At 49.8% G+C, this 494-nt stretch carries 1 protein-coding gene; it reads left to right on the top strand.

The window, feature by feature from the left end; translation table 11 throughout:
* Positions 1-224: 224 nt before the first annotated feature.
* The coding region (locus AC1DLB_RS31925; protein WP_477786523.1) for an ATP-dependent Clp protease adaptor ClpS at positions 225-494 on the top strand (270 nt) is incomplete at its 3' end.

Below are 494 nucleotides of genomic sequence, written 5' to 3'. Positions count from 1 at the left end.
ACTCATATCCCTCTGCAACAGACTCCATCACTGGAGTATCATCCAGTTAATCCGCAGTCTAATCTTGTAAATAGATTGACTCCGCGGACCTTTTTTACCCACTGTGGGCTCTATTGGTTGTAACACCGTTTTCCCGATAGTCAAGGTGACCGGGCAGTCGGAGTTGAAATCGCTGATGGCCGCCCCCACCACTGTATTTGCACAACTGACGAACCTTTCTTTCCATGCATGCAATCAGCCAGATTCGACTAACATTCAATCAGGATCGCCCTGATTTACACGACGACGATTCCGCAGGCATTGCTGTTCAGGAGGCTAAGCCTGCTTTACAGGCGCCGCCTATGTACAAGGTGGTTTTGTTCAACGATGACTACACACCGATGGATTTCGTCGTCGAAGTGCTCGAGGTGTTTTTTAACCTGAATCGCGAGCTGGCGACCAAGGTCATGCTGGCCGTTCATACAGAAGGACGGGCAGTATGTGGAGTGTTTACC

Source organism: Pseudomonas sp. 05N434 (genome assembly GCF_056396965.1).
Note: the sequence above shows the minus strand (reverse complement) of the source record. Positions and strands in the feature narration are given on the sequence as shown.